17 protein-coding genes and 3 pseudogenes are annotated in these 18,633 nt (G+C 60.5%); 9 read left to right on the top strand and 11 right to left on the bottom strand.

Features of this window, described 5'->3' with window-relative positions:
- Positions 1-982: SagB/ThcOx family dehydrogenase (locus tag M0D67_RS32865; protein WP_266241072.1), on the bottom strand; the 982-nt coding region annotated here is incomplete at its 3' end.
- 173 nt (positions 983-1,155) lie between these two features.
- Between M0D67_RS32865 and M0D67_RS32860 the strand changes: the two genes are divergently transcribed.
- From M0D67_RS32860 to M0D67_RS32850, 3 genes are all read left to right on the top strand, one after another.
- Positions 1,156-1,569: a hypothetical protein gene (locus M0D67_RS32860; protein ID WP_154565729.1), complete on the top strand. Its 414-nt coding sequence runs from the start codon at positions 1,156-1,158 to the stop codon at positions 1,567-1,569.
- 830 nt (positions 1,570-2,399) lie between these two features.
- On the top strand, positions 2,400-2,822 hold the full coding sequence (locus M0D67_RS32855; RefSeq protein WP_154565765.1) for a DUF2844 domain-containing protein: 423 nt from the start codon (positions 2,400-2,402) through the stop codon (positions 2,820-2,822).
- Between the two features lie 10 nt (positions 2,823-2,832).
- On the top strand, positions 2,833-4,104 hold the full coding sequence (locus M0D67_RS32850) for a DUF3443 domain-containing protein (RefSeq protein ID WP_154565731.1): 1,272 nt from the start codon (positions 2,833-2,835) through the stop codon (positions 4,102-4,104).
- 4 nt (positions 4,105-4,108) lie between these two features.
- On the opposite strand, the pseudogene M0D67_RS32845 reads toward M0D67_RS32850, so the two are convergent.
- From M0D67_RS32845 to M0D67_RS32840, 3 genes and pseudogenes are all read right to left on the bottom strand, one after another.
- Positions 4,109-4,186: pseudogene (locus tag M0D67_RS32845) on the bottom strand (IS6 family transposase); the annotation flags it as partial.
- Positions 4,187-4,282: 96 nt separating this feature from the next.
- Positions 4,283-4,510 (bottom strand): annotated as a pseudogene (locus M0D67_RS42160) (group II intron maturase-specific domain-containing protein); the annotation flags it as partial.
- 864 nt (positions 4,511-5,374) lie between these two features.
- The gene (locus M0D67_RS32840) at positions 5,375-6,442 is read right to left on the bottom strand and encodes an alkene reductase (protein WP_171928698.1); all 1,068 of its coding nucleotides are present in this window, start codon (positions 6,440-6,442) and stop codon (positions 5,375-5,377) included.
- Between the two features lie 354 nt (positions 6,443-6,796).
- On the opposite strand from M0D67_RS32840, the gene M0D67_RS32835 reads away from it, so the two are divergent.
- Positions 6,797-7,246, top strand: coding sequence for an Rrf2 family transcriptional regulator (locus M0D67_RS32835; protein WP_266241071.1), 450 nt, complete (start codon positions 6,797-6,799; stop codon positions 7,244-7,246).
- Positions 7,247-7,320: 74 nt separating this feature from the next.
- Here the strand turns inward: M0D67_RS32835 and M0D67_RS32830 are convergent, their stop codons facing one another.
- The 5 genes and pseudogenes from M0D67_RS32830 to M0D67_RS32810 form a co-directional block, all read right to left on the bottom strand.
- Entirely contained in the window at positions 7,321-8,034 is a 714-nt protein-coding gene (locus M0D67_RS32830; protein WP_266241070.1) for a TetR/AcrR family transcriptional regulator, read from the bottom strand.
- Positions 8,035-8,135: 101 nt separating this feature from the next.
- Positions 8,136-8,384, bottom strand: a pseudogene (locus tag M0D67_RS32825) (MFS transporter); the annotation flags it as partial.
- A 94-nt stretch (positions 8,385-8,478) separates the two neighbouring features.
- Positions 8,479-9,744 (bottom strand): CaiB/BaiF CoA-transferase family protein, encoded by a 1,266-nt coding sequence (locus M0D67_RS32820; protein ID WP_266241069.1) that lies wholly within the window; start codon positions 9,742-9,744, stop codon positions 8,479-8,481.
- A gap of 1 nt (position 9,745) precedes the next feature.
- On the bottom strand, positions 9,746-10,522 hold the full coding sequence (locus tag M0D67_RS32815; protein WP_266241068.1) for an enoyl-CoA hydratase/isomerase family protein: 777 nt from the start codon (positions 10,520-10,522) through the stop codon (positions 9,746-9,748).
- 132 nt (positions 10,523-10,654) lie between these two features.
- Positions 10,655-10,951: a DUF1330 domain-containing protein gene (locus tag M0D67_RS32810; RefSeq protein WP_132379680.1), complete on the bottom strand. Its 297-nt coding sequence runs from the start codon at positions 10,949-10,951 to the stop codon at positions 10,655-10,657.
- 162 nt (positions 10,952-11,113) lie between these two features.
- On the opposite strand from M0D67_RS32810, the gene M0D67_RS32805 reads away from it, so the two are divergent.
- The 4 genes from M0D67_RS32805 (at position 11,114) to M0D67_RS32790 (ending at position 15,249) form a co-directional block, all read left to right on the top strand.
- Entirely contained in the window at positions 11,114-12,520 is a 1,407-nt protein-coding gene (locus M0D67_RS32805; RefSeq protein ID WP_266241067.1) for an NAD-dependent succinate-semialdehyde dehydrogenase, read from the top strand.
- Positions 12,521-12,598: 78 nt separating this feature from the next.
- A complete protein-coding gene (locus M0D67_RS32800) occupies positions 12,599-13,483 on the top strand; it encodes a 3-keto-5-aminohexanoate cleavage protein (protein WP_171928692.1) in 885 nt (294 codons plus the stop codon).
- A 187-nt stretch (positions 13,484-13,670) separates the two neighbouring features.
- Positions 13,671-14,102 (top strand): tautomerase family protein, encoded by a 432-nt coding sequence (locus M0D67_RS32795; RefSeq protein ID WP_154565740.1) that lies wholly within the window; start codon positions 13,671-13,673, stop codon positions 14,100-14,102.
- 127 nt (positions 14,103-14,229) lie between these two features.
- Positions 14,230-15,249, top strand: coding sequence for a zinc-dependent alcohol dehydrogenase family protein (locus M0D67_RS32790; protein WP_266241066.1), 1,020 nt, complete (start codon positions 14,230-14,232; stop codon positions 15,247-15,249).
- Between the two features lie 120 nt (positions 15,250-15,369).
- Here M0D67_RS32790 and M0D67_RS32785 read toward each other — a convergent pair whose 3' ends face one another.
- Positions 15,370-16,701: a PLP-dependent aminotransferase family protein gene (locus tag M0D67_RS32785; protein ID WP_171928691.1), complete on the bottom strand. Its 1,332-nt coding sequence runs from the start codon at positions 16,699-16,701 to the stop codon at positions 15,370-15,372.
- A gap of 90 nt (positions 16,702-16,791) precedes the next feature.
- Here M0D67_RS32785 and M0D67_RS32780 point away from each other — a divergent pair, with 90 nt between their 5' ends.
- Entirely contained in the window at positions 16,792-17,388 is a 597-nt protein-coding gene (locus M0D67_RS32780) for a DJ-1/PfpI family protein (protein WP_171928690.1), read from the top strand.
- Between the two features lie 105 nt (positions 17,389-17,493).
- Here the strand turns inward: M0D67_RS32780 and M0D67_RS32775 are convergent, their stop codons facing one another.
- Positions 17,494-18,435, bottom strand: coding sequence for a GlxA family transcriptional regulator (locus tag M0D67_RS32775; RefSeq protein WP_154565743.1), 942 nt, complete (start codon positions 18,433-18,435; stop codon positions 17,494-17,496).
- Positions 18,436-18,633 lie beyond the last annotated feature (198 nt).

The raw sequence follows: 18,633 nt of genomic DNA, 5'->3' as shown, positions 1-18,633 counted from the left end.
AATTCACCGCGCTGCGACGCTGCCGCGCGATCCGGGCAAAGCTGAGATCAAGGGCGGGTGCCGCGGGCGACGGGCGCTCTTCCGGATCCGGCAAGGTCGGTTCGCGAGTACGGGCCTTATGCGTGGCGCGATGGATCGAATCGATATCCGGCCACTTCACATGTCCCGGACTCAGCTGATTTACGCGTCCGTGCCACTGTACGCTATCCAAGGCGATCAGCATGCGCTCAAGATCAGGCCGCAATTCGGGGTTGCCGATCCAGAGCAAGGCATCCGGCGCCTCTGCTTCTGCCTTCAGGAAATCTTCTCCGCGGTTCAATCCAAGCAGGTTGGCCACTGCGTCGTCCGCAGCCGCCTCCACCAGCCGTGTCTGCCAGCCAAGCGCTGCGGCTGCGTAACTTACCGCGGCGATGACGTGGCCGCAATCATGCTGGCAGTAGCGCCAGGCACGCATGCCGTACTTCCACGCCTCGCGCCAGGGGATCGAGCTTATGCCGACCAGGACGCCACTTTGCGGGAACGCCTCGCTCCATCGTTCGTCAGCCACTGCAGCGCGACATTCAAGGGAATGGTCCCGGCTCAGGTAATGGTAGACCCCACCGGACAGGCCGGGCAGAGTCGGACACACAAGATAGCCCTCGGTCGGGTGCAGATTTCCGCTCGAAGGGTTGCAGCGCAGTGCCCACCGCTGGGTGCCGTAGGATTTCCACGCCGACAGGCCGAGCGAAAGTTCGAACAGGATTGCCAGACTGGAAAGATCGAATCTGCGCGCGGGCGGCAATGCGCCGCAGCGCAGTTCGTTGTAGCGTGTAGTCAGGCTATCCGCGGCTAACGGCAGATCAATGCGCGGTGCGCCGTGAAACACCCGGAACGGATACGGTTGGGTTGCCCAGTCGAGTTTCCCGGGGCCAGGGGCGTAGCCGCCGACGCGATGCTTGCTGCGCTCGTGATATTCAAGCATCGCATGCTTTAACCGGTCCATGTTCCCCTCAGACCAGGAATATCCGCACATGCGGCTGTACAAAACCGGCTGGCTGGACGGTGGGCGCGGTCGTCAAGTTGGTCGCCCGCGCGGTGCGGGTACCAACCTGAAAGCAGGCATACGCACGCCCTGCGCGTGCATCCGGAAGAACAACTCCTTCGGGCGCGTCGCCAATGAAGGTTGTCGCCGCCCTTCTTCGCGGCAGTGGTCGTGCCGTCGCCGTGGATGACCGTGAGTTCAAGCAGCCCGTCCTGATGAAGCTTGCGCACCGAGCCCGCAAAAATCGCGTCGATGCAACCATCGGCCTGCCGTCGCCGCAACGCCCGATAGATGCGCGTGTAGTGGATTTCAGGGCGACCTTCGGCATTCCTTTCGATCGGCAACGTCTTCCACTGTCATCCCATGTACAGCAACTGCAGGATGTAGTTGAAGATCCTGTGCAACCCCAGCGTCGGTGCCGGACCACGCGACCCGTATTCAGATGCGGCAAGACAAACTGTTCGAACTGCGCAAGGCTCAATTTCGTCGGAATCGTTTGCCAGCATTGGCTTCCAGCCACCAGTGCCATCCACAAATCTGGACTTTAACCGATCTGGCTCCGCCGATCAAAACTCCAGTCCTGGCGGGGCTCACAGACAAAATTCGGCCGCGTCATAAAACCCGCAACCAGTTGGGCAATTTGCGCTCACCTTCCACTGCGATTCATGCTCGCCACGGTGCTCGTGGACCATTCGAACCGCCCGTTCACGGACTTCCGGTGAATACCTCGGTGATTCCTTCGTTACGCTTTCCATAACTCCATTCTCTCAAACGTTGGAGTCTCCGGAAAACCTAATGCGGTTCAATGCGACCCCCATCCCGTCTCAATGTTGAGACAGGTTTTGCGGCACTTCGCTTCTTGTTCGTTGCCGTCCGGCTACGCCTGAATATTCGATAGGAACCCTCGTTCTAGCCTTATGCGCGTTGGACGAGCGGGGTGGCATGGACGTGACTGCTTACATGCGAAACGAGCATTTCCAACTAGGTCAAGCCTCTGACATGTAACGTTTGCGAGACATTAGGCGCCTGCCTGGTACTCGTCGACCACACTGGAATAACGCCGCTTGTCGCGTAGCAAGCGTTTGCGCCCTCATGGCACAGTCATTGCTCTATGAGCGTCACAAGCGAGTCTGTTGCGGCCGATATCAAGCCAAAAACAATCTATGGAAGCGACACCAAAACCTCGCACGCGTGGTCATGGAAAGGCCAACGCACTTTCGACGCAAACGGCGGGGCTATCCATAAACAAATCTATAAGAGTTTGACGGATATTTCGTATTACATATTAATTGTTACTGGTGAAAGCGGCCAGTCAGGGTGTTTTCAGCTGGAGGGGAAGCTCGTGATAGCGATATATCGTACCGGTATTGCTTGTGCAATGTTCACGGCGACTTGTGCGCTGTCTTTACCCGCACAGGCCACCCTTGGCGAAAGGGTCAGCAGTGTAGGCAGCGACCAGGTTCGAATGCATGCCACAGCACACGGCGCCACATCGCAAATTGCGTATACCGTGCATCTGATTACGCTGCCGTCGGGCACCGTGGTGCGCGAGTATGTCGCAGTGAACGGAATCGTATTCGGCGTCGCGTGGGAAGGCCCGACCTTGCCGAACCTGAGGGCTACGCTCGGCGATGCGTTCAATCAATATATCGCGGCCAGCGTAGCGCGCCGGGCGATCCCGCTTGCCGTCTCGAACGATGCGCTGGTGGTGTTCTCGGGCGGTCATTTACGTGCGTTTGCGGGCTACGCGTATCTACCGCGAGCGATCCCCGTCGGGGTCGACGCCAGCGTCATTCAATAGCGGAGCGATCATGCGCGATCCGTGTCTGCTCCTTAAATCAGATTCGCTTCTCAAGCTGCTTGCCTCTGCATTGCTTGCAGTGTTGATGGCCGGATGCGGAGGCAGTGGCGCGAGCAGCGGTTCATCCAGCACGTCAGTACCCGCGCAATCGCCCACGAATATATCCACCGCGCCCCAGGTGCTAGCCTCCAATGCAGCAGCGGTGACCGTCGATTTCGGCGTAATCGGTGTGCCGAATATACCCTTCGTCAGCGTCACGCTCTGTATGCCGGGCACGACGCACTGTCAAACCATTGATCACGTACAAGTTGACACGGGCTCCTCCGGGCTGCGCGTGTTCGCCACTCAACTTCCGGTGTCTTTGGAGCTGCCGCAACAGAAGGATGGCGCGGGCAATCCGCTTGCCGAATGCATGCAGTTCTTCGACGGTTACACGTGGGGTTCGGTGCAGCTTGCCGATGTACGGATTGCCGGCGAAAAAGCAGCGTCGCTGCCGATTCAGGTGATCGATCCGGACTATAGCGCTACGCCGTCGGACTGCAGCAGTCTCGGCGCGTCGCGGAACACCCCTACGAGTCTGGCGGCCAACGGAATACTCGGCATTAGCGTGTTCAAGCACGATTGCGGTCCGGTCTGCGTGCAGGATGCAGTGCCGGCGACCTACTACAGTTGCGTCGAGACCAGTTGCACGTCGATCGCCGTCGCCGAAAAGCTGCAGGTTGCCAATCCGATTCCCTACTTTGCGACCAATAACAACGGTTCGATTTTGATGTTGCCAGCCGCGTCGTCAAGCAGCGAAGCCTCGCTCAGCGGGCAACTGGTGTTTGGCATTGGCACGCAGGGCAATAACAGCTTGGGCAGTGCGCAGGTGATCGGGGTCAGTCCGTCCACCGGCACGTTCAGAACAGTGCAAAATGGCACGACCTACTCGAGGAGCGTCATGGATAGCGGCTCGACGGGGCTTTTCTTTCAAACCAGCGCGCTGCCGATCTGCGCAACGCCAAACAACTGGTTTTACTGCCCTGCATCGACCCAGCAGTTGAGCGCAATGATTGAAGGTGTCAATGGTGTGACCAGTGCGGTCTCATTTTCGGTCGGCAATGCCGCGGAGATCAGGCTGATTCATGCGGGCGATCCGGTGATGCCGCTGCTTGCCGGTCCGGCATTCGTCACCCCGACGATGTTCGTCTGGGGCTTGCCATTCTTCTACGGGCGTAACATCTATGCTGCCGTCGAGCAACAATCGACGCCTGGAGGAAAGGGTCCATATATTGCGTACTGAGATACGCCGCGTTCATCTGATGTCTGGGCAGCGCGAAGTGCTGCCGGATCGGGCCGAAGCACGAGAGAAACGCCTGTGTGCGACGCGCATCGTCACAAACAGATAAGTAGGCCCGAGGGATTTCACCCCGAGCCTCTCGCAGAACCGTGCGTAAACCTCTCGATTTACACGGCTCCCGTCATCCAACCTCTACCCCCAGAAACTGCCAGTGTACAAACTGTCGCGGGTACGCCTTCCTCATCTTGTGCAACCACTCCTCGCTACGCCGTTTATGCCGTCGTAGTGTCTTGTACTTGCACCTGGCCCAGCGCGCGAGCTTGCGGTTCAGATACCGACCGAGCCCCTGCATGGCCTTCCGATAGAAAGCCCCGTAATAGTTCCACCAACCACGTATCGTGGGATTGCATTGCCCGGCCGTATCCTATTAGCCTGTTTGGATTGGTCGATGTTCGGAAAGGGCGTTCACCTCGGGACCCAGATCGATTTTTGAAGAAATCTTTTGGAGCGACATTGGCGACCTGTAGTTTCGCACTGAGTAGCCGCGCTCAACCTTTACTGCCCGCTCAGGCCTGTCCGTTCTAGCGTGACAGACTATATTCCGCAGCCACTTCCGAGTTTCCTTAATCTTGCATCTCGTGACAGACTTTGAATGCATCGATGCGTCCGAAAATTCCGTCTTCTAATCAATGGTTTGAAAAAGTGCCTTGTGACAGACTTTATTCTCTCGGATCATTGTGATCCGGAAGAATAAAGTCCGTCACGCAACGAACATGATGCGTATCTCTTCGATAGCGGCGAGTTTGGAGCGTGTTGCCTCGTGCAATGTACGGGCATTTCGCGGCATGGGAGCAGCAGCAGGCGTTCGTGAACGAAGTTCACTTGAGCTTTCGGACTCCGCGCTGACCTCAACGATGCGGTTGGCACCGCGATGGCGTCAATCGCATCCCTCGGTGATTCTTTGCAGCCGCATTGACTTTAAGGCGCATCCGTTTTGCTCGCCGCAGGTCCACGTGGGGCGCGCGATACTTCGTCGGACGGTCAGCAAGCGACGATCGCGCCGCGCGTTTGCATGGCCGCTCGCCGTCACAACGCGGTCGTTCAATATCAGCTAGCCCGATAGGCCAAGCGCCTCGGTTCAGAAGCGGTGGACAGTCCAGTCAATAGGTCACCTCGACCGCATCTTGCAGAATGGCATGCTCCCTGGCGCACCGAAACTGACGAGCCTGCATCTATGACGAGTGGCGAAGGTGTCATCCATCGCGCGTCTGCTTCACACAGCTTCATCCAGCAGCGGGTAGTCGTTGTAGCCGGTTTCGTCGTCCGCGTAGATGGTTTCCGGATTGACCGTGTTGAGCGGCGCACCGCGTCGAAAGCGCTCCACCAGATCAGGGTTGGCGATAAAAGGGCGCCCAAACGCCGCCGCGTCTGCATCGCCGCGTTTGATGGCCAATTCCGCACTCTCCCGCGTCAGTCCTTCATTGAGGATGTAGGCCCCCTTGAAGATACGCCGCACGTCACGGCCGATGCGATCGTCGCCGCGATCCAGTGCCTCGCGCGCAAAAATGAAAGCGATGTTGCGCGTGTTGAGTTGCTCGGCGACATAGGTGAACAGCGCGCGCGGATGCGAATCGCGCATCGAATATGAACTCGACATCAGGTTCAGATGCACGCCAATGCGGTCCGCGGGCCAAACCGTGAGCAACGCATCGACTGCCTCCAGCAGGAAGCGCGCACGGTTCTCGATCGAGCCACCGTAACGGTCGGTCCGCAGGTTCGATCCGTCGTGCAGAAACTGATCGAACAGGTAACCATTTGCAGCGTGAAGTTCGACGCCGTCAAAACCAGCGCGTTGTGCGTTTGCGGCGCCGACCCGGAAATCTTCGACGATGCCGGAAATTTCTTCGGTCTCCAGCGCGCGCGGTACGGTGTATGGGCGCTGCGGCCGCACGCGGGTGACATGGCCTTCCGGCGCGATCGCACTTGGAGCGACCGGAGGCTGGCCGTCATGGTAGATCGGGTCGGAAACTCGCCCGACGTGCCACAACTGGGAGACGATCAGGCCACCCGCATCATGTACCGCTGAGGTCACCTCTTTCCAGCCGGCAATCTGCTTCTCCGTCCAGATGCCCGGCGTGTTGGGGTAGCCAACGCCCTGAGGCGTGACGGAAGTGGCTTCGGTAATGACGAGTCCTGCGCTTGCACGAAGCGCGTAGTGGTGCGCGTTGAGGAAGCCTGGACTGCGCTCGGCGAACGCGCGCATGCGCGTGAGCGGTGCCATGACAATGCGGTTCGATAACTTCAGCGCGCCAATCTGGATGGGATCGAAGAGTGTGGACATCTGCGGGCTTCTCATTTCGGTGTTGAGGGTAGCAAGAACGGCTGCTGCGTTCCTCTGACTATGGAACGTGGCACACCAAACGTTTATCGTCACAGCGCATTTGATGTAACAATAGTTGTTACAACATAAACCATCGAGGCCATCGACACAAGTCTCTTGTCATGAACAGGCGTCGTCGACGAGACGCGTATGGCGCGGGCGGGGCGGCTTCGACACCCGTGTGTATTGCGTGAAAACGTCTGTCTCTTAAGGCACGGAATGCGCTTTGTCGCCGGATTCATCGAACGTGTCAGGATTGACTACCCATGATGTAACGAATATAGTTACAACTAAATTGACTAACGCGGGCTTTCTATGAGCGCCAACAGCCGCTTGACCGTGGCGACTCACATCCTTGCGTGGATGGCGCTTGTCGCACGGCGCAGTCCTGACCCGGTCACGTCCGATCGGATCGCTGCGAGTGTCAACACCAATCCGGTGGTGATTCGTCGTACGCTTGGGTTGCTTGCAACAGGTGGCCTTGTCGAGAGCTATCGCGGTGTCAACGCGGGATGGCGTCTGGCGAAGAGTGCGGACGCAATCAGTTTGCTCGACGTCTTTAACGCACTTGAAGAGGGCGCGCGTTTCGCGCTGCACCCTTCGAAACCCAGCCAGGCGTGCCCCGTCGGTCGAGGCATCGGGGCGACGCTGAGCCACGTCTATGATTCGATCGACGATGGCGTTCGAAAGACGCTTGCCGCCACTACGATCGAAGCGATACTCACAGACACTCTTTCATCGCAACCATCGAAAAGGCGCGGCTGAATTCGAGTTGCTTATCGGGCACATTGGCCCTAAAGGAGTGAGAGAGCGTATCGCCGCCAAATGGGCGATGCTGGCTACGCTTTGGCGCGCTTGCGCGCCGTTCGCGTAACCGCTGACTTCTGAAAAGCTGCGCATTGTTCGGTGACGCTCTGCAGATGATCCGGACCCGCCGTGATCGCGCCAAGCAACGTCATCACGACAAAATCGATCAGCTTTGGTACCGCCACTTTGGTGTCCGCGCGCGGCGCGCGGTTCGCCAGGATCAGCGTGGCGAGACCATGCTCCATACTCCACGCGGCATGGGTCACGAGCTTGAGATCGGAGTGGGTCCAACCACTCTCGATAGCCAGCGCCTGGATCGTCTCGGAAAACAAGCCAAAAGACCTGTTACTTTCCTCGGCGAGTTCTGGATACGCTTGATGCGCCACGATGCGAGGCCCGATCATCAGACTGAACAGCCCATTGTGGCGCTGCGCGAACTCAACATACACCCGCATCATCCGGTACGCTTTGGCAAGCGCCGTATCCTCGCTGTCACGGATCGCAACGCGCAGCGCCGCGAGGTCACGATAACCGCTTGCCGCGATCGTGGCCAGCAGTTCGTCGATACCCGAAAAATGTCGCGAGGGTGCGGCTTCTGATACGCCCACCATGCGTGCGAGGTAACGCAGGCTCAAGTCTTGTGCCGATACCTCCATGAGCGCGCTGCGCCCTGCTTCGATGAGTGCGTTGCGCAGATTGCCATGGTGGTAATCCGCATTCTTCGGGTTAGCTGACTTGGGACTCACGTGACCTTCGTTCGAGGAGCAAAACAAGGAAATGATTATAAATTCTGCGTAGATAGGCACGCAATATCGCCAACGTGCGATCGCCTCCTGACAATGTGCCGCACGCCGAACAGCACATAGCCGACGAAGAAGAGCCCGGCGCCCAATCCATATACCGTTTCGCTGAATCGCAGATCCACGACCATCTGCAACTTCGCAAAAGCAACGTTCGAACGACCGACCCACGCCAGCATCCATAAGCCAAACAGTATCGGCAGTATCCTCCATTGCGCTGAAGCGTAGGCCTTCCGCAGGAGGGCGTTGTCATCTGATGATGAGCCGTCTGCACAGGTTTCCTTCACCACTTCCATTCTGTCCTCCGACGTCGCCTGTCATGAGCAACAGTCGCGACAGCGCTTGCGCACGGGCTCCAGCCCGTTAGCGCGCCGCGACACGTGGTTGCGTTTAGTTGGACCGTGCTTCCGCAAGAACAGCGGCGTCGATCTCCTTCGCGGACGGTGGCGGCCCGCCGACCAGGATGCCTGTTTCGACCGCATTGCGGATTTCGACATCCGCCAGTCCCACTTCGCGGAACACTTGCTCGTTGTGTTCGCCGCGAAACGCCGGTGCGCTGCGCATTCCAAGCTCGTCATCGGAAAAGCGCCATGGATAGCCGTGGATGAGATACGAGCCGCCGCGGCGATCCGGGATCTCGTGCACCGCACCCCACTGCTTCGCCCAATCGGTCTCGGCCAATTCCTTCAGCGTACGGATCTGGCCTATCGCGATCTTGGCCTCGTCGAGTTGCGCATCGAGCGTCCTGAGATCGCGGAACGAGAGCATCCACGTCTGGATTACCGCGTGCAGCGCCTTGTAGTTCTGCAGGCGGCGCTCGGCGGTGCTGAAGCGTGGATCCTGCGCAAGGTCCATGCGGCGCATGGCGCGCAAGTAATTCGGAAACGTGTTGCTGCCGATGATGCTTTGCGCTGCCACGAACTCCTCGCCACCGGGGCCAACGAAATGCGGGCCGTCGGAGGCGCCGAGGATGCCCGGCTCGGCGCCCGTATCGACACCCGCGAGGTCAAGGTGAGCGCGTTCGTTGATCGACAGCATCACGGCAGCCATTGCGACGTCGATGTATTGACCGCGTCCGGTTACTTCACGTTTGCGCACCGCCGCCAGCACGGCGATGGTCGCCTGCAGGCCCGCATAGACGTCCGCGTGCGACAGGGGATCGGTCCACTTGGGGCCGTCGCTCGCGCTGTCGAAATGGCGCAATGTGTTGTGCGTGAATCCCGTTTCAGCCTGCACAGTCGGCGCGTAGGCCATGCGCGAGGCCCAGGGACCGCGCTGGCCGTATCCGGTGATCGATACGTAGACCAGCTTTGGATTACGCCTTGCGAGCGTCTCGTAGTCGAGTCCAAACCCCTTGAGCGTGCCGGCCCGAAAATTCTCCACGACGATGTCCGCCTCGTCGCACAGGCGTAGCACAAGCTCGCGTGCGTGCGGCACGTTCAGATCGATGCTGACGTTGCGCTTGCCACTATTCTGCTGCGCGTAGTAGCCGGACATGCCGTCGCGATTCGGAAATGCGGCTCGCGACACATCGGGCCGCGGCGGCTCGATCTTGATAACGTCGGCGCCGAGATCGGCCAGCGTGCGGGCACACAGCGGACCCGCCAGCACCCGCGAAAAATCGACGACCTTGAGTCCTTCGAGCGGTCCGGCCATGTCAATTCCCTTCGAAAATAGCGGTACCTGGCCCGGCCTTATCGAAGGCCTCCAATCCGCGCTTGAGATCCTGCGACGCCCAGATCGGCTTTTGCAGTTCGAACATCGCTTCGTCGGCGGCAGCGACTCCCTCGTTGACGGCGACCCGCACGAGCTGCTTGGTCGCGGCATGCGCGACGGTCGGCCCGGCCGCCAGTTCCTGCGCAACCGACAACGCGACTTCGTCGAGTTTGTCGTCGGGTACAACAAGATTGATCAGGCCCCAGCGTTCGAGCGTCGCCGCGTCGTAACGGCGGCCGAGCATCGCGAGCTCTTTCGCACGCGCCGGGCCGGCACGCATCACCTGACGCTGGATGCCACCGAGCAGCGGATGCAAGCCGAGCGCGACCTCGACCGATCCGATCTTGGCTGATGCGGCGACCACGCTGAAGTCGCAGGCGAGCGCCACTTCGAAGCCACCGCCAAGGCATGTACCGTTCACCGCGACGACGATCGGGATCGGTAGTGTCTCGAAGCCGCGAAGCACCTCGAGCGGATCCATCAGCGCCTTGCCTTGCGTGCCAATGCGATCCGGAAAAAGTGACACCTCAGCACCCGCCGAGAAGTGCCGCAGACCGCTGCGCAGCAGGATCGAGCGCGAGCCGCGTTTTACCGCCTCGTCGAATTCATCGAGTAGCGCGCGATACAGCGTCGGACCCATCAGGTTATGGGGGCGACGGTTCATCGTAAGAACCGTCACATGACCTTTGAGTTCCTTCAGAACAATTGCTTCGTCCATTTTTGCTCCATTTCGTCGGGTTCAGACGTTTTTCAATCCACATGTTAACGAGCATAACATGCGAGTTAAAGCGTAAGCAGCGCCCGCGCCGTCATACAGTGCGTTCGGTCTCGGTAGCCGCCAGTGAGCATCTCAGTCGTCGACGCCTGCGACGACGCGCGCATCCCTTTCGGCTCCGTCTGCCAGTACTGCTAACGCTTTCTGATACGCCTCACTCTGAAACGTGGCAAGAGCCTGTTCGAAGCTCGGGAATTCGACCACGACGGTGCGTTCCTTGAGACCCGCCTGGAACGCAACGACCTCGCCGCCTCGCACCAGAAATTTTCCGCCCGCCGCTTTCACCACCTGTGTCGCGAGGACGCCGTATGCCGCGAGTTTGCTTGCGTCATGGACCGCCCGATACGCTGCTACCCAATATCCCTTTGCCATTTTGCTTCCTCGATTAAAAAAATACGTGATCATAGTAACACCGTTAACATGAGGATTTATGAGGGTTATTCCTGGCCTCAAAAGTGGGTGCAAGGAATTAGATAACGGTGTTAACATGAGGCCATGCAATGACTCAATGCCTACCTTTTCGCGGAGAACCTCATGCCGTACACGACTATCAATCCTGCTACCGGCGAACTGCTCGCCACCTACGAGGACATATCCGACCCGTTGCTCGAAGCGAAGCTCGCTGCCGCGCATCGCGCTTTTGAAACCGACTGGCGCCGCCGTCCGGTCAGCGATCGGGCACGCATTGTGTCTCGCGCCGCGGCGCTGTTGCGGGAAAAGGCCGACGAATACGCGGGCTATCTGACGCTGGAAATGGGCAAGCGCGCCGGCGAAGCGCGCAAGGAAGTGGAATCGTCGGCGAGCATTCTCGACTACTACGCAAAGCATGCGCACGCGTATCTGCAACCGCGCCCGCTCGCGGAAGCGCCCGGCGCAGCCGTGCACATCGAGCCAATCGGCGTGCTCTTCGGCATCGAGCCGTGGAATTTTCCGTACTACCAGATTGCGCGCGTAGCCGGGCCGCAACTGATGGTGGGCAACGTCCTGCTGCTCAAGCATGCGGAAAGCGTGCCGCAGTCGGCGTTGGCCTTCGCTCGATTGTTCGAGGAGGCAGGCGCGCCCGAAGGCGTATATACGAATCTGTTTATCTCGATCGAGCAGGCCGGCCGCGTCATCGACGACCCGCGCGTCCAGGGCGTGACCCTGACCGGCAGCGAGCGCGCCGGTGCCGCCGTCGCCGAGCGTGCCGGCCGCAATCTGAAGAAGGTCGTGCTCGAACTGGGCGGCAGCGACCCATTCATCGTGCTCGAGGATGCGCCGCTCGACTGGGCGATCCAAAGCGCGGTCGCGGGCCGCATGCTCAATGCGGGTCAATGCTGCGTTGGTTCCAAGCGCATCATCGTGGTTGGCAAGGCGCGCGGGGACGCTTTCCTCGAGAACTTCGCGAAGCGGATGGCATCGCTCGAGACGGGCGACCCAGCCGATCCGGCGACCGCCGTCGCCCCGCTTTCGTCCGAGCGCGCGTTGACGCTGCTGCTTGAGCAGATCGATCGCGCGGCTTCGCACGGCGCACGCATCGTGTGTGGCGGCACGCGCGTCGAACGCCCGGGCTTTTACTTGCAACCGACCGTTCTGGCCGACATCTCGCCGCAGAATCCGGTCTTCGCCGAAGAACTGTTCGGCCCGGTCGCCGCCTTCCACGTCGTCGAGGACGAAGCCGCCGCAATTGCGCTCGCCAACGGCACGCCGTACGGTCTCGGTGCGTCGGTGTTTACCGCGGATACCGAACGTGGCGAGCGGGTCGCCGCGCAGATCGAGAGCGGCATGGTGTTCGTCAATCAGCCGTTCGCCACGGCGGCGGAACTGCCGTTCGGCGGCGTCAAGCGTTCAGGTTTTGGCCGGGAGCTTTCTCAGGTGGGATTCGACGAGTTCGTCAACAAAAAGCTGATCAGGGTTGCCCCCGTCGGGGCAGCACCGTTCGGCCCCGCGCGGGCCGCTTGAACGGGGTGTCTGACGTTGCTCCCACGGCGAAGCGCGTGATTGTGGCGCCTCGTCCCTCTTTCCCTTTGACCGAACACTATGATGAACAAGACGATTATCAGTTGCGCGCTCACTGGAAGCGACGATACCCCGAGGCTGAACCCTGCAGTGCCTGTGACGCCCGAGCAAATCGCCAATGAGGCCATTGCTGCATGTGAAGCCGGTGCGAGCATCGCACACATTCACGTACGGGACCCCAGGACTGGCGTTCCAAGCACTGATCTGTCGCTCTACAGAGAAGTCGTTTCGCGTATCCGCGATAGTGGGTGCCCGATATTGATCAATCTGACGACGGGCCCGGGTGCACGTTTCGTTCCCAGCGACGAAGACCCGAACCGGGGAAGTGAATTGAGTACGATGATGACGCCTGAGGCCCGAGTCCAGCATGTGCTCGAGTTGCGTCCGGAAATCTGCACTCTGGACGTAGCGACCATGAACTTCGGCAATCGCGCATTCGTCAACGTGCCCGACCATCTCGTCAAAATGGCAACCTTGATCGAGGAAGCAGGCGTGAAGCCTGAAATCGAGGTATTTGATCTGGGGCACGTTCGCCTCGCGCGCCACCTGATCGAAACGCAGGGGATTCTGCAGGCTCCGCTGTTCCAGCTATGTCTTGGTGTGCCATGGGGAGCGGCCGCCGACACCGAGAGCCTTCTTCAGATGAAACGCTATCTGCCCGAGAACGCCCGTTGGTCGGCGTTCGGCATCTCTCGCGCGCAATTTCCGATCGTGGCGCAAAGCGTGATTCTTGGCGGGCATGTCCGCGTCGGCCTCGAGGACAATCTTTATCTTGCCAAAGGGGAACTGGCGCCAGGCAACGCAGCGCTGGTCAAACGTGCGGTCAGTATCGTCAGAAGCATCGGCGCGGACGTGGCAACGCCTGACGAGGCTCGCAGCATACTCGGCCTTCCCCGTCGCCAATAGAACGGGCGGAGAGCGGGATCGCCTCCCCTAAGAACGCTGCGTTGCGAAGATCAATGGTTTTACCCGGTAGCCTGTCCTTGGGCTACCGATACCGCCGCCTCACTCATGTCAAGTTCATCCTTTCTCGCAAGAGACTTAGATGTTCTGACATAAGAAACGCGGCATTTATTGATGCATGGAGACAAAAATGCCTTTGTGGAATATCTATCATCCGGTCGGCGCCTACACTGCAGATGACAAGCAGGAGATGGCCAAGCGAATCGTCGACGTTTATATCATTCCTCGCTTCTATGTAGGCGTTCTGTTTCATGAACAGCCGAAAGACTCCTTCTTCATGGGAGGGGAGTCGCGAGACGACTTTGTCAGAATCAGATTAGACCATTTCGCCAGACACATCGCCAAGGACCCCGAATGGACGAAGTCCTGGCTCCGCAAGGCGAACGCCGCGATTGCGCCATTTGTCCAGGATCGAGGCTATCACTACGAGTTGCATGTCGGCGAAACGCCGCAAGAACTGTGGTTGATCGACGGCATTCGACCACCTCGGCCTGATACGGAAGCTGAGAAGAAATGGAAGCTTGAAAACCGGGCGTCGCCATATGATCCGAGCGAAGGTTGAATGGGTCAGTTTCGTCTGAAGCAGCGTCGCCTACTGCGAGGACCGCGGCGCCCGCGTCGTCGGCGGACGTGCATCGCGTCGCGCCCGCAGGGGCACGATTAACACCGTCACTCGAAGGAGAAACCACGTGAAGGCCCTGATCATCGAACACAACGGCGAGCCGTCAGAGGTCGTCCATTGGCGTGATTTGCCCGAGCCCACGCCCGGGCCAGCTGAAGTCCGCGTGAGGATGCTGCTGGCGCCCGTGCACCCGTCCGACTTGCACGTCATCCGTGGACGTTTCGCCCCTCAGCGTCAGCCCGAACTGCCCGCTTCGCCCGGGTCGGAGGGCGTCGGAATCATCGACGCCGTCGGCAGCGACGTGCCGCGCTCGCGGATCGGAGAGCGCGTCGTTTTGCTGGACGTGCCCGGAACCTGGAGAGAGCAAGTCATCAGTCCGGGCGCCCGCGCGATTCCTGTACCGGCGGCGATCTCCGACGAGGACGCCGCGCAGGCCCTGATCAACCCGATGACCGCATGGGCGATGACGATGTCGGAGCACCAGCTTGGACGCGGCGACTGGCTTGTCCAGAGCGCGGCCGGCTCGACGGTCGGTCGCCTCGTGCTGCAGATCGCGAAAGCGGAGGGGTTCCGCACCATCAACCTCGTACGCCGTGAAGAGCAGGTCGCCGAGATCCAGGATCTTGGCGGTGACGTCGTGCTATGTACCGCGGACGAACGCTGGCCCGAGCAATTGAAGGAGGCCACCGGCAGCAATGGCATCGTGAGCGCGATCGATTGCGTCGCTGGTCGCACCGGCGCCATGCTCGCGCGTCAGTTGGCCCCGAATGGATGCCTGCTCGTCTACGGAGCCTTGTCGTCGCACCGCCAGACCGACCCGGCGGCCTTCGAGATGCCGATTTTCGCCCCGGCGCTTGTCTACTCGAGTGCCGAGGTACGCGGCTGGCTCATCTTCTCGTGGCTCGCGCGCCAGGGGGTGAATGAGGGCAGCCAGACGCTGCGCAGCCTGCTCGATCGCATGGCCGAGGGCACCTTGAAGCCGCCGGCAGCGCGCCGCTACCACGTCGATCGCGCACTCGAAGCCTTCACGGCCGCGGAGAGCGCCGCACACGACGCCAAACCGCTGTTGGCGTTCGCGGAGGGCTGAGCTTCACCCGTGTCATCGTCGCAGGCGGCTTTGGGCCGCTCGGCGGTCGCGATTGGCGGGAGCGGATGAAGCTTGATCGAAGGTTGAAGTAAGACGGCATCAATCAGGCGCGACTGACGGTCAGTAGGTCCGTTCGGCGATAACTCGGGCCACCGTTTCCAGGGACCGCGTGAGCGTAGCGAGGTCGACGGACCCGATTGCCAATCGGATGGCGTGAGGCACATGAGCCGACGTCGAGAACGGCAGGGCTGTCGACACGGAAACCCGCTCGCGCATCAACGCCATCGCAATCTCGTCCGCGCGAACTTCCTGCGCCAGAGGGAGCCACACGAAGTACGAACAGGGATGGCCGACCCTCTTCAACGGGCCCAGAATGTCGGCGACGAGGCTCTGACGCATCGCGGCATCGCGTCGCTTCTCCTCTTCAAGCCGAGTCACCGTGCCGTCTTCCATCCAGCCGCAGCCGATGGCCGTCATGATCGCCGGGGTGTTCCAGGTTGTTGCCCGGATCGCCCGTTCGAGCTTGGGAATCCATTCGCCCGGTGCACAGACGAAACCGACGCGCAGCCCTGTCGCGACACTCTTCGACAAGCTCGATACATAGACCGTCGTCTCCGGCGCAAGCGATGCCAACGGAGGCGGCGCGCCTTCAGCCAGGAATGCGTAGGCCCCGTCTTCGATGAGTATCAGTCCGTGGTGCCGGGCGATGGCGACAAGGTCCCGACATCGCGTCGCGCTCATCACCCAGCCAAGCGGGTTGTGCAGCGTCGGCATGACGTAGACGGCGCGTACTCGTCGTTGCTTGCACAGAGCCGCCAATGCGTCCAGATCGGGGCCGCGCCCAGCGGCCGGGATCGGCGCGAGTTCCAGCCGATTGGCCTCGGCAGCGAGCTTGAATCCCGGGTACGTCAGCGCGTCCACCGCCACGACGTCGCCGGGCTCGAGTAACGCCATGGCGCTCGTCGTCAACCCGTGCTGTGCGCCGCTCACGAGCAATGTCGTTTCGACCGTTGCTGGCAGCCCCCGGCTGGCCAGGTGGCGCGCCGCCGTCGCGCGCTCGTGCTCGCGCCCGCCGTGGGGCTGGTATCGAAGCAGAGACTCCAGGTCACCTCCAACAGCGAGTTGGCGCAGCGCCGCCCTGAGCAGGTCAGTCTGGCCGGGCGACGACGGATAGTTGAAGCTCAGGTCTACTGTGTCCGCGCTCCACGCACTCAGGTCGATGCCCTGACCTCGAGGGAGCGCCTCCTTGACGAATGTGCCACGGCCGGTTTCGCCGCTCACCAAACCCATCTCCTGCAGCTCCGCATAAACACGCGTGGCCGTGACCAGAGCCAGACCTTCGCGAACAGCGAGGTCGCGGTGCGTTGGCAGACGCGTCCCGGGACGCAGACGGCCTGCACGGATATCGGCCGCGAGACGGTCGACCAGTTGCTTGTAGCGCGGCTGAGCCATATCCGAATGTATCCATGACAATTATTTGATTGTATTAATTATCGGCTCTAGCATGGTTCGTCACAACTTCTCCACCCGCACGAGGACGTCATGCACATCGCCATCCTGACCTTTGAGGGCTTTAACGAACTAGACTCGCTGATCGCGCTAAACATCCTCAACCGGGTCAAAAAGCCCGGCTGGCGGGTTTCGATCGCAAGCCCGTCATCGAGGGTGCGGTCGATGAACGGCGTGGCGCTGGAGGCGCAAGCGTCGCTGCAGGACGCATGCGAGGCCGACGCGGTGCTGGTCGGCAGCGGGATAAAGACCCGGGACGTTGCTGCCGATGCCGAGTTGATGTCGCAGCTAAGGCTCGACCCGACGCGCCAGTTGCTCGGCGCGCAGTGCTCGGGCACGCTGATACTTGCGAAGCTGGGCCTGCTGGACGACGTTCCGGCGTGTACGGACGTGACCACCAAACCGTGGGTCGAAGAAGCCGGCGTGGCGGTGCTCAACCAGCCGTTCGTGGCGAAGCAGAACGTCGCGACGGCAGGCGGGTGCCTGTCGTCGCAGTATCTGGCGGCCTGGTTCATCGCGCGTCTGGAGGGTGTCGAGGCTGCACGCAACGCGATTCAATATGTCGCCCCGGTGGGAGAGAAGGAGACCTACGTGACGCGTGCAATAGCGAACATCTCGCCATTCCTCTAAGGAAATACAGCATCTGAAAACTGCGCATCGCGTACCTGGAATCGAGTACCTGGACGACACCGCGCCCCCAACGGGAAAAACCCACAGTGCGAGGGGCCCGCCTGGCTAGGCAGCTTGCTGCCTTGCAACCCGGCGGATGGTCTGGGGAGGTTGGCCCAACGTCCTGACGAATGCTCTGCGCATCCTTTCGGTGTCGCCGAAACCGGTCTCCCTGGCGATGACTGTAAGTGAGAGCTCCCCAGCGTCGACGAGGCTGCGAGCGACATCGACGCGCAGTTTCTCCACTGCCTGCGCAGGAGACTGTCCGGTCTCAATCTTGAAGATTCGGCTCAGTTGTCTTGGGCTCACATGCGCGGCGTCAGCGATGACCTCCACGGAAAGATCCAGGTGAAGGTTAGCTCTGGCGAATGAAAGCACCTTCTGTATGCGGTCTGATCTGGGCTGAAGCTCCAGCAGCGCCGAGAACTGGGACTGGCCGCTGGTACGCCGGTGGTAGACCACCAGTTTCTTCGCCACGACCTTCGCCACCTCCTCTCCATGGTCTTCTTCGACCATGGCCAAAGCCAGGTCGATGCATGCGGTCATGCCAGCCGATGTCCACACGCCGCCGTCATTCGTGAAGATTCGGTCCGGCAGAACCTTCACGTCCGGGTGTCGCCGCTGAAGCTCCTGAGCCGCGGACCAGTGGGTCGTTGCACGGCGGCCGTCGAGGACCCCTGCTTCCGCGAGAATGAACGCGCCGGTGCAGATGCTGCCCACTCGCCTGCAAGCCTGTTCGGCGCGCTTCAGGAATGACCTCATCCTCGGTGTGGAAGTCGGGGCGGGGATGGCGCCGAGGACCAGCAGCGTATCGAACGCGGCGTTCCGGAACTTGCGCGAGTCTACCGTTGCGCCCGAGTAGCTTGGAACCGGCCCCCCGGCTTCGGACAGCCGGACTTGCCGATACGACTCGTACCCGAGTTCCTTGTTCGCCAACTCGAACACGGCAATGACGGCGAGGTCGAGGATCTCGAACCCCGGGAAGAGCAACAAGGCAACGGTCTTCATAGGATGTCCCAAAATGCAGATATCGGCAATTTGAGCCAATCATAGTCCTGCGCCAGCAATGATGCAATTCCGGGACATGTCCGAAAGCATTGGTTGTCCTAAAACATCGGATTTACGTCTTTCAAGCCATCGTCCAGGGCCTTACGATAGGCATGTCGAAAGAGCGTTCATCTTCCAGGGAGATTTCACATGATCCAG

The sequence above is a fragment of the Paraburkholderia sp. SECH4 genome, from assembly GCF_030511745.1.
GTDB classification, from domain to species: Bacteria; Pseudomonadota; Gammaproteobacteria; order Burkholderiales; family Burkholderiaceae; genus Paraburkholderia; species Paraburkholderia madseniana.
This window is presented reverse-complemented; position numbering and strand designations above follow the sequence as displayed.

Bases quoted from the DNA above. Each gene is read 5' to 3' on its own strand.
- M0D67_RS32780 (WP_171928690.1), top strand. From the start codon at position 16,792: ATGCACATCGCCATCCTGACCTTTGAGGGCTTTAACGAACTAGACTCG.
- M0D67_RS32835 (WP_266241071.1), top strand. From the start codon at position 6,797: ATGAGCGCCAACAGCCGCTTGACCGTGGCGACTCACATCCTTGCGTGG.
- M0D67_RS32800 (WP_171928692.1), top strand. From the start codon at position 12,599: ATGATGAACAAGACGATTATCAGTTGCGCGCTCACTGGAAGCGACGAT.
- M0D67_RS32815 (WP_266241068.1), bottom strand. From the start codon at position 10,522: ATGGACGAAGCAATTGTTCTGAAGGAACTCAAAGGTCATGTGACGGTT.
- M0D67_RS32810 (WP_132379680.1), bottom strand. From the start codon at position 10,951: ATGGCAAAGGGATATTGGGTAGCAGCGTATCGGGCGGTCCATGACGCA.
- M0D67_RS32820 (WP_266241069.1), bottom strand. From the start codon at position 9,744: ATGGCCGGACCGCTCGAAGGACTCAAGGTCGTCGATTTTTCGCGGGTG.
- M0D67_RS32840 (WP_171928698.1), bottom strand. From the start codon at position 6,442: ATGTCCACACTCTTCGATCCCATCCAGATTGGCGCGCTGAAGTTATCG.
- M0D67_RS32805 (WP_266241067.1), top strand. From the start codon at position 11,114: ATGCCGTACACGACTATCAATCCTGCTACCGGCGAACTGCTCGCCACC.
- M0D67_RS32795 (WP_154565740.1), top strand. From the start codon at position 13,671: ATGCCTTTGTGGAATATCTATCATCCGGTCGGCGCCTACACTGCAGAT.
- M0D67_RS32855 (WP_154565765.1), top strand. From the start codon at position 2,400: ATGTTCACGGCGACTTGTGCGCTGTCTTTACCCGCACAGGCCACCCTT.
- M0D67_RS32850 (WP_154565731.1), top strand. From the start codon at position 2,833: ATGCGCGATCCGTGTCTGCTCCTTAAATCAGATTCGCTTCTCAAGCTG.
- M0D67_RS32785 (WP_171928691.1), bottom strand. From the start codon at position 16,701: ATGGCTCAGCCGCGCTACAAGCAACTGGTCGACCGTCTCGCGGCCGAT.
- M0D67_RS32860 (WP_154565729.1), top strand. From the start codon at position 1,156: ATGAAGGTTGTCGCCGCCCTTCTTCGCGGCAGTGGTCGTGCCGTCGCC.
- M0D67_RS32775 (WP_154565743.1), bottom strand. From the start codon at position 18,435: ATGAAGACCGTTGCCTTGTTGCTCTTCCCGGGGTTCGAGATCCTCGAC.